At 52.6% G+C, this 6,842-nt stretch carries 10 protein-coding genes; 1 reads left to right on the plus strand and 9 read right to left on the minus strand.

The genetic code is table 11. The features are described 5' to 3' along the window. From L691_RS0118425 to L691_RS0118460, 8 genes are all read right to left on the minus strand, one after another. Positions 1–764, minus strand: a 764-nt coding sequence (locus L691_RS0118425; protein WP_025691879.1) for an RluA family pseudouridine synthase, incomplete at its 3' end; no start/stop codon positions are given. Position 765: 1 nt separating this feature from the next. Further along, a complete protein-coding gene (locus tag L691_RS0118430) occupies positions 766–1,329 on the minus strand; it encodes a cob(I)yrinic acid a,c-diamide adenosyltransferase (protein ID WP_025691880.1) in 564 nt (187 codons plus the stop codon). Positions 1,330–1,346: 17 nt separating this feature from the next. Next, on the minus strand, positions 1,347–1,916 hold the full coding sequence (locus L691_RS0118435) for a type 2 periplasmic-binding domain-containing protein (RefSeq protein ID WP_051459405.1): 570 nt from the start codon (positions 1,914–1,916) through the stop codon (positions 1,347–1,349). 154 nt (positions 1,917–2,070) lie between these two features. After that, positions 2,071–2,325 (minus strand): aspartyl-phosphate phosphatase Spo0E family protein, encoded by a 255-nt coding sequence (locus tag L691_RS0118440; RefSeq protein WP_025691882.1) that lies wholly within the window; start codon positions 2,323–2,325, stop codon positions 2,071–2,073. Between the two features lie 224 nt (positions 2,326–2,549). Further along, entirely contained in the window at positions 2,550–3,776 is a 1,227-nt protein-coding gene (locus L691_RS0118445) for an aminotransferase class I/II-fold pyridoxal phosphate-dependent enzyme (protein ID WP_025691883.1), read from the minus strand. 18 nt (positions 3,777–3,794) lie between these two features. After that, positions 3,795–4,295, minus strand: coding sequence for an Lrp/AsnC family transcriptional regulator (locus tag L691_RS0118450; RefSeq protein ID WP_025691884.1), 501 nt, complete (start codon positions 4,293–4,295; stop codon positions 3,795–3,797). A 298-nt stretch (positions 4,296–4,593) separates the two neighbouring features. Then, the gene (locus L691_RS0118455; protein WP_025691885.1) at positions 4,594–4,980 is read right to left on the minus strand and encodes a spore coat protein; all 387 of its coding nucleotides are present in this window, start codon (positions 4,978–4,980) and stop codon (positions 4,594–4,596) included. Positions 4,981–5,118: 138 nt separating this feature from the next. Then, positions 5,119–5,352 (minus strand): spore coat protein, encoded by a 234-nt coding sequence (locus tag L691_RS0118460; protein WP_025691886.1) that lies wholly within the window; start codon positions 5,350–5,352, stop codon positions 5,119–5,121. A 173-nt stretch (positions 5,353–5,525) separates the two neighbouring features. Between L691_RS0118460 and mscL the strand changes: the two genes are divergently transcribed. Next, positions 5,526–5,900 carry a large-conductance mechanosensitive channel protein MscL gene (mscL, locus tag L691_RS29335; protein ID WP_036737326.1) on the plus strand — a complete coding sequence of 125 codons (375 nt, stop codon included), beginning with the start codon at positions 5,526–5,528 and terminating at the stop codon, positions 5,898–5,900. Between the two features lie 119 nt (positions 5,901–6,019). Here mscL and L691_RS32960 read toward each other — a convergent pair. Beyond that, positions 6,020–6,842, minus strand: an 823-nt coding sequence (locus L691_RS32960) for an MFS transporter (protein ID WP_025691887.1), incomplete at its 5' end; no start/stop codon positions are given.

Here is a 6,842-nt window from a genome sequence, read left to right on the forward strand (position 1 = left end):
CGGTACATCTGATCCCCGATCAGCGGCGAACCGATGGATGTCATATGCACGCGGATCTGATGTGTGCGGCCGGTAAGCAGCTTCAGCTCGACTTTTGAGGCGGAAGGATACCGCTCCTTCACCTCGTACCGGGTCAGCGACGGATAACCGTCCGGCGTTACGATCCGCCGATGCGGCTCAAGCGGATCGCGATCGATCGGGCCGTCGATGTCTCCGCGTTCCGGCGCGGGCACGCCGTGAACGAGCGCGATATAACGCTTGTCCACGGCGCCGCTTAGCATCTGCTCTGAAATATGCTGATGGCTGTACGGATTTTTCGCGATTGCGAGCACGCCGGACGTTTCCTGGTCCAGCCGGTGAACGGGCCGGAAGCGGTAGCGCTCTTTTTTGTGCGCCCAATAATGCACGACTCCATTAGCCAGCGTCCCGGTATAATGGCCATGGGTGGGATGAACGATCATCCCTGCCGGCTTGTTGACCACGAGCAGATGCTCGTCTTCATAAAGGATATCGAACGGGATCGGCTGCGGCAAAATATCCTCCGAAATCTCCGTCTCCATCCGAATCTCCACGAGATCGCCGGCGCGGACATGCACGCTGATATAGACTCTTTCTCCGTTCAGGGTAATTCCACGCTCGGTCAGTTTAAGGCGGGACAGCAGCTTGCGCGACACGTCCATCCGCTTTTGCAGAATGGTTTTGAGCAGCATGCCCGCTTCTTCAGCAGGAACCGTGTAGGCGATGGGCGGATAGTACGTTGTCATCTCAGTCCCTGAACACCTTGGCGCCGCGGATATATTCCACATCGGCTACCCCAAGGCGCTTATTGGCCGTGCGTGCCAGTGCGAAGAAATAATCCGAAAGCCTGTTCAAGTAAGCCACCGTCTCCCCATTGATATCCGTGCTGCGTCCAAGCGTGACGGTCCGGCGTTCAGCGCGGCGGCACACGGTCCGGCAGATATGCAATACAGAGGCAAGACCGCTGCCGCCCGGCAAAATAAACCGCTCAATCGGCGGATTCTCCGCCTGTAAAGAATCGATCCACCGCTCCAGCCGTTCCGCCATTGCACCTGTTACCTTGTATTTTCCTTGGTCCTGCTTTACATAAGCCAGATCGGAGCCGCAATCGAACAGCTCATGCTGAATCTCCAGCAGTTGCTCCCGCACATCGGTAAATCGTTCGTCACCCATCATGCTGCGCGCCTGCCCGACAAAGCCGTTCAGCTCATCAATCGTTCCGTAAGCTTCGATCCGAAGATCATCCTTGAAGACCCGCCCGCCGATGACCGAGGTCTCTCCCCGGTCGCCCGTTCGTGTATAAATCGCCACTATCGCATCCCTCCGCTTTATTTCATCATTGCATGTATAACTTGGACGCTCCGCTCCACATTTCCGGCGGCAGCCGGTATGGTAACGAACAGGCCCTCCGGCGTGTACCCGGCGTCCTTGAACAGCTTCACGTCCGAGACAGGGATGCCGTATAAATGCGTCTCCTGCTTCAGCTCTGTCTGTTCATCCCCGGATTTACGCTCCACACCGCCCTCAAACACTCCTTTAGTGTAATCACTCTTGTTAAAATAGTCATCGAGCGGAACATTGGAGCCCTGTTTTCCGTAATCCAGCATATCCTGTTTGGGCAAAATAATAATATCATTCATTGCCCCCGCATATTCCAGCAGCAGTTTCTGATTATTGTAGATAGGCGCCACATTAAATTCCACCTTCAGGTCCTGCCCCAAATTCGCTTCCAGCTTCTCCTTTAGCTGTTCGGCCATGCCATCCGGCGCTCCATTCTGGCCCATCAAAAAGACCGTTACCGTACTCGCGTCTTTCCCGCCGCAGCCCGAAAGCAGCATGACCAGCGAAATCAGCGCCGCCAGCACGGTATAACCTCGCATCTTCCGTCCTCCGCTCAACCCATCGTCCCTCCCGGCTTCAAACATTGCATGTATTACTACTTTACCATAATCGCATCAGCTTGTAAGGGTCGTGTGTTCCTTCATGCCCTGAATTCATCATACTGCGGTAAAAACAAAAGAGGGCCCAAAGGACCCTCGCAGCCAACTCCCGTTATTTATTGCGGGAATGTCTCTTCATGTATTCGATAATCTTCAAATCCAGCTTGCTGCTGATCTCCACTACGTTATCCGAGGTGAGTGACTTCTCCTGCATAAACAACTGCTCCATTCGTTTCCGGAGTATGTGGATCTCCTCTTCGAGAGAGAGGCTGCACGAGACAGCATCATCTCTGGCGGAAGCTTTTCCGCTTTCCGGGAAACGCTTCGCGCCAAACCACATATAGTAATCGGTACAAAGCACCAACATCCCCCCCCCCCAAAAAGTTATATGGAGCACAGCTTCACTAATATTTCCGCCCTGGCAATATCTCTCCTAAAGTATATCCAAAATAACATTTATTGAGCTTAACTCTCGGAATAAGCGGTAAATCAAGGCTAAATTATACCATATGACAATAGCTATCGTCTTCATTCATGTTTTCATTAATATTTTCATTGAATAACAATATTTTCATACTTTTTTTCAATTAGTCAGGCCTTATTTTCTCTTTCTTTCTTCAAAAGCGCCACCAACGCGCCGATCCGTTCGAGCGCTTCGTTCAATTGGCTTACGGAAGTGGCGTAGGAGCAGCGCAAATAGCCTTCGCCGCCAAGTCCGAACACGCTTCCCGGCACAGCCGCCACCCTAAATTCCCGAAGCAGGCGTTGGGCGAATTCGTCTGAAGTCAGTCCGGTTCCGGCAATGCTCGGAAATGCATAGAACGCACCCTGCGGCTCATGGCATTCCAGTCCGGCCTCGCGCAAGCCTTTGACAATTAGTCTGCGCCGCTGGTTATAGGAATCGACCATTCGGTCTTTTTCCTCCATGCCATTCGTCAACGCCTCAAGCGCCGCTACCTGGCCCATAGAAGGCGCGCACATCACCGTGTACTGGTGAATTTTGAGCATAGCCGAGATCAGCTCGGGATGTCCGCAGGCATAGCCCATCCGCCAGCCCGTCATCGCGAACGCCTTAGAAAAGCCGCTGACGAGAATCGTACGGTCCATCATCCCGGGCAGAGAGGCGAAGCTGACATGATTGCTGCCGTAGGTCAGCTCGGCATAAATTTCATCGGAAATGACGATCAGGTCATGCTTCTCCACCACTTTGGCGATAGGCTCCCAGTCTTCCCGGCTCATGATCGCTCCCGTCGGGTTGCTCGGGTAGCACAGAATCAGAATTTTGGACCTCGGCGTAATTTTCGCTTCCAGCCCTTCAGCCGTCAGCTTGAACCGGTCCTTGCCGAACGTCTCGATGCCAACAGGAACCCCGCCTCCGATTGAGGTAATCGGTGAATATGAAATATAGCAGGGCTCCGGAATCAGAATCTCGTCTCCCGGCGATATCAGCGCCCGAAGCGCCAGATCGATTGCCTCACTGCCGCCCACGGTCGTGATAATCTGGTCCGCGGGATCGTAGTCCAAGTTAAAGCGGGCATGCAGGTAATTTGCAATCCCCTCGCGCAGCTCCGGCATTCCCGCATTGGAGGTATATCCGGTAAATCCCCGTTCCAGCGAATAGACGCAGGCTTCCCTGACATGCCACGGCGTCTTGAAATCCGGCTCGCCCACCCCTAAAGAGATGATATCCTTGCTCCCTGCGGCCAAGTCAAAAAATCTGCGGATACCCGACGGCTGAATCTGCTGAACCAGCGGGGACAGATAGGATGACATTGATTTGCTCTGTTCTCCGGACAGCTGGGTTTTATTCGTAATCATATATTCTCATCTCTTCCTTTACGGGGAGATCATCAGACGGTTGTCTTCTTCGTGATCTTCGAAAATAATCCCGTCCTGTTTATATTTTTTAAGGGTGAAATTCGTCTTGGTCGACAGTACGGAGTCAATGGGAGACAGCTTCTCGGAGACGAAGTTCGCGACCTCGCGCAAGTTGCGGCCCTCCACTTCTACCAGCAGGTCATAGGCGCCGGACATCAGGTAGACAGACTTCACCTGGGGATACAGATAAATCCGTTCGGCGATGCCCTCAAAGCCGCGTCCGCGCTCAGGGGTAATCTGCACCTCAATCAGAGCCGTAACCCGCTCGTCGTCCACTTTATCCCAATTGACCACGGTCGCGTATTTAACGATAACATGATCCTTCTCCATCTGCTCAATCGCAGTCTTCACTTCTTCTTCTTCTGCTCCAAGCAGCGTCGCCAAAAGCTCCGGGGTTCTTCTGGCATCCTCTTTGAGCAGTTCCAGCACTTTTCTCTTCAGCTCATTCACTTGTTCCATGACTTCCCTCCGGGATCTTCGCCGGGAACGCGCCCTCTGCTGCCGGCGCTCCGGCGAAAGAATTGGTTTCATAAAGAGTTTAATATTAATATGACATGAAAAGGTCATATCTGCAAACAAAAATAACCCCGCCAATCAGCGGGGAGTAATGGGTTTTTTCGAATATGGGCTAAAGCGGGAAGCCTTTTTCTCTCTCACATAGCAAGAACGCATCGTACTTTCGCTGAAAGCCTAAGCTTTCTACGGCAACACAGACAGTCCTGCAACCGCTGCTCGCTTCAAACCGCGTGCGGCAGAGTTACATATAGTAAGGGTTATGCACGTTAGCCTGGTGCTGCGATACATTCGGGGCTTGGGCATATGCGCCTTGACCGCTGATTTTTTGCTGAATGAACTGCTGCGATTTTTGCTGAGTCTGATGCGCATTTTGGATTTCTTTATCCAGCTCCTGGCGTAGCGCCTTGGAAGGAGCCTGGTACATGTTCATCTGCGACATCTGCGTGAACAGCTCGCCATGAAGACGGAGCGTATCCATGGTCAGATCACTGAAGGTGCGGCGAACGGACGGACATGCGGATTCGGTCGTGGCTGTCGTATATTCTCCAACCGTCCGTTTCAAATCTGCCAGAATAATATTCAGCAAATCCTCGTCCTGCATAAAAGCATTTCCAGTTTGTGCGTACACGTCAATTGACCTCCTAAAAGTGTTGTGATGATTCGCTTACAAGTAGACTTTGGCAAAACTGGCTTTGGAAGCCTATGCTAAAATGTTGTGATGATCGGCCTTGGAAGCATGCGCTTAAATTATGCGGAGTGGTTCCTTTTATTGCGGCTGGTTGGGTGCGTACTGCTGATGCTGCTGAAGCAGTTGAATCAGCGCTCCCATATGTTGGCTGTGGTTTTGGATTTGCTGCTGGCAAATTTGGCGAACCGCTTGATTTTGCGTAGTTCCGGCAGTGGCCGCATACTGCTTGATCAGCAGGTCTTCATTGGAAATGGAGTCGGAAATGTACTCCAGTTCTTTAGTGCTTAAAGGTTGCATTTGCGTAGATTGCATTATGTTCATTCCTTTCTTAGAATAGTTTAACCAAATTTAGTATGCCGCTTCGCCTGACAGTTTATGTGCTAAAATTCGCAAGCGGTTCCCGAACCTTCGATATTGATGCTTCCCCCTATGTTTGTCATAATGGAGCAAACAGTTATCCAACCCAGAAGGAGAGATTGTCTGCAATGTGGAAAGAGTTCAAAAGCTTTGCGCTGAAAGGGAATGTGCTAGATCTCGCTCTTGCCGTTGTGATCGGGGCTGCCTTTGGCAAAATCGTGTCTTCGCTGGTAGCGGACATTATCATGCCGGTAGTTGGACTGCTGATCGGCGGCATTGACCTGAAAAGTCTGGAATATCCATACCGCGATACGGCGCTAAAATACGGCCTCTTCCTCCAAAGCGTGGTCGACTTTTTTATCATCGCCTTTTCGCTATTTGTGATCGTCAAGCTTGCCGGAAAGTTTAAACGTAAACGGGAGGAAGCGGTTAAAGCAGATCCTGCACCGACGCGCGAGGAGCTGCTGCTGACCGAAATCCGCGATCTTTTGAAGGACAGATAGGCACTGTACTCTGTGAAAAGCTAAATGAAAATCAAACAGCCGTCTCTCCTGCCACATTGCCCAGGGAGACGGCTGTTCGTTCATGCTGATGAATCGGGTATGGTATAGGCCGGCTTCCGTCATGAACGTTCCGGTAAAGATTCCCTGCGCAGCATCCGGTGCAGAAACAGCCAGCTTCCAACCGGCGCGGCTCCAAGCCCCAGCAGCAGCAGAGTAACGGTGCGCGGTGCGGCGCTGACCGACAGAATGGCGATAAAAATAAACGTTCCCGCCAGCCGTCCGGTCATCAGGCATAGCTCGCGCAGCACAACCAATTCAACGCGCTTGCCGGCGCTCTCCTCGCTTTCCCCCATCAGATCAAAGCTGGTGGAAACCATCGGCAGCATGTACAGCGGGATGAACAGCGATGTCCCGATGCCCATAACGAGCAGCATGCCGTAGCTTACCGCCCACAGCATAGGCACGATCACTGCCACGAGCAGGAGCGCTCCGCAAAGCATACCGGCCGACCGGAATTTGGGCTTCAGCCATTTGCCGGCTGCCCAGTAGCTGACGAGCGACACCGCAGAGGTAATCAGCGTGAACTGACCCAGCTTGCTCTCCTCCTTCGCCGCTATGTATACCAGGAGACCGATCAGAAAGGAAAATACGCCTTCACGGAGACCCTGAAAAAATAGCGCAGCCCCCGTTACGCGCCAATCCGCGTCTCCGGAACGCAGCTGATGCCAAGGCTCCAGCCATTCGTAGTTGCCGGAGGTTTTGCGCTTTTTCAGAAAAAAGCTCAACACCGCCGCCGTACCGTAAACACAAAGCGAAATCATAAAAACTATCCGGTAGCCCCGGTTTCCATGCAGCGCGGAGATTAGCCAACCGGAAAGCCACGGCCCGACGATGCCGGTCAGCGAACCAAGAAGCCCGACCCAGCCGTTAAACGCATCGCGG

The organism is Paenibacillus zanthoxyli JH29 (assembly GCF_000520715.1).
GTDB lineage: Bacteria > Bacillota > Bacilli > Paenibacillales > Paenibacillaceae > Paenibacillus_AQ > Paenibacillus_AQ zanthoxyli.

What these genes read in the sequence shown, in the direction of transcription:
- L691_RS0118440 (WP_025691882.1), bottom strand. Translation starts at nt 2,325, where the DNA reads ATGTTGGTGCTTTGTACCGATTACTATATGTGGTTTGGCGCGAAGCGT.
- L691_RS0118445 (WP_025691883.1), bottom strand. Translation starts at nt 3,776, where the DNA reads ATGATTACGAATAAAACCCAGCTGTCCGGAGAACAGAGCAAATCAATG.
- L691_RS0118460 (WP_025691886.1), bottom strand. Translation starts at nt 5,352, where the DNA reads ATGCAATCTACGCAAATGCAACCTTTAAGCACTAAAGAACTGGAGTAC.
- L691_RS0118450 (WP_025691884.1), bottom strand. Translation starts at nt 4,295, where the DNA reads ATGGAACAAGTGAATGAGCTGAAGAGAAAAGTGCTGGAACTGCTCAAA.
- mscL (WP_036737326.1), top strand. Translation starts at nt 5,526, where the DNA reads ATGTGGAAAGAGTTCAAAAGCTTTGCGCTGAAAGGGAATGTGCTAGAT.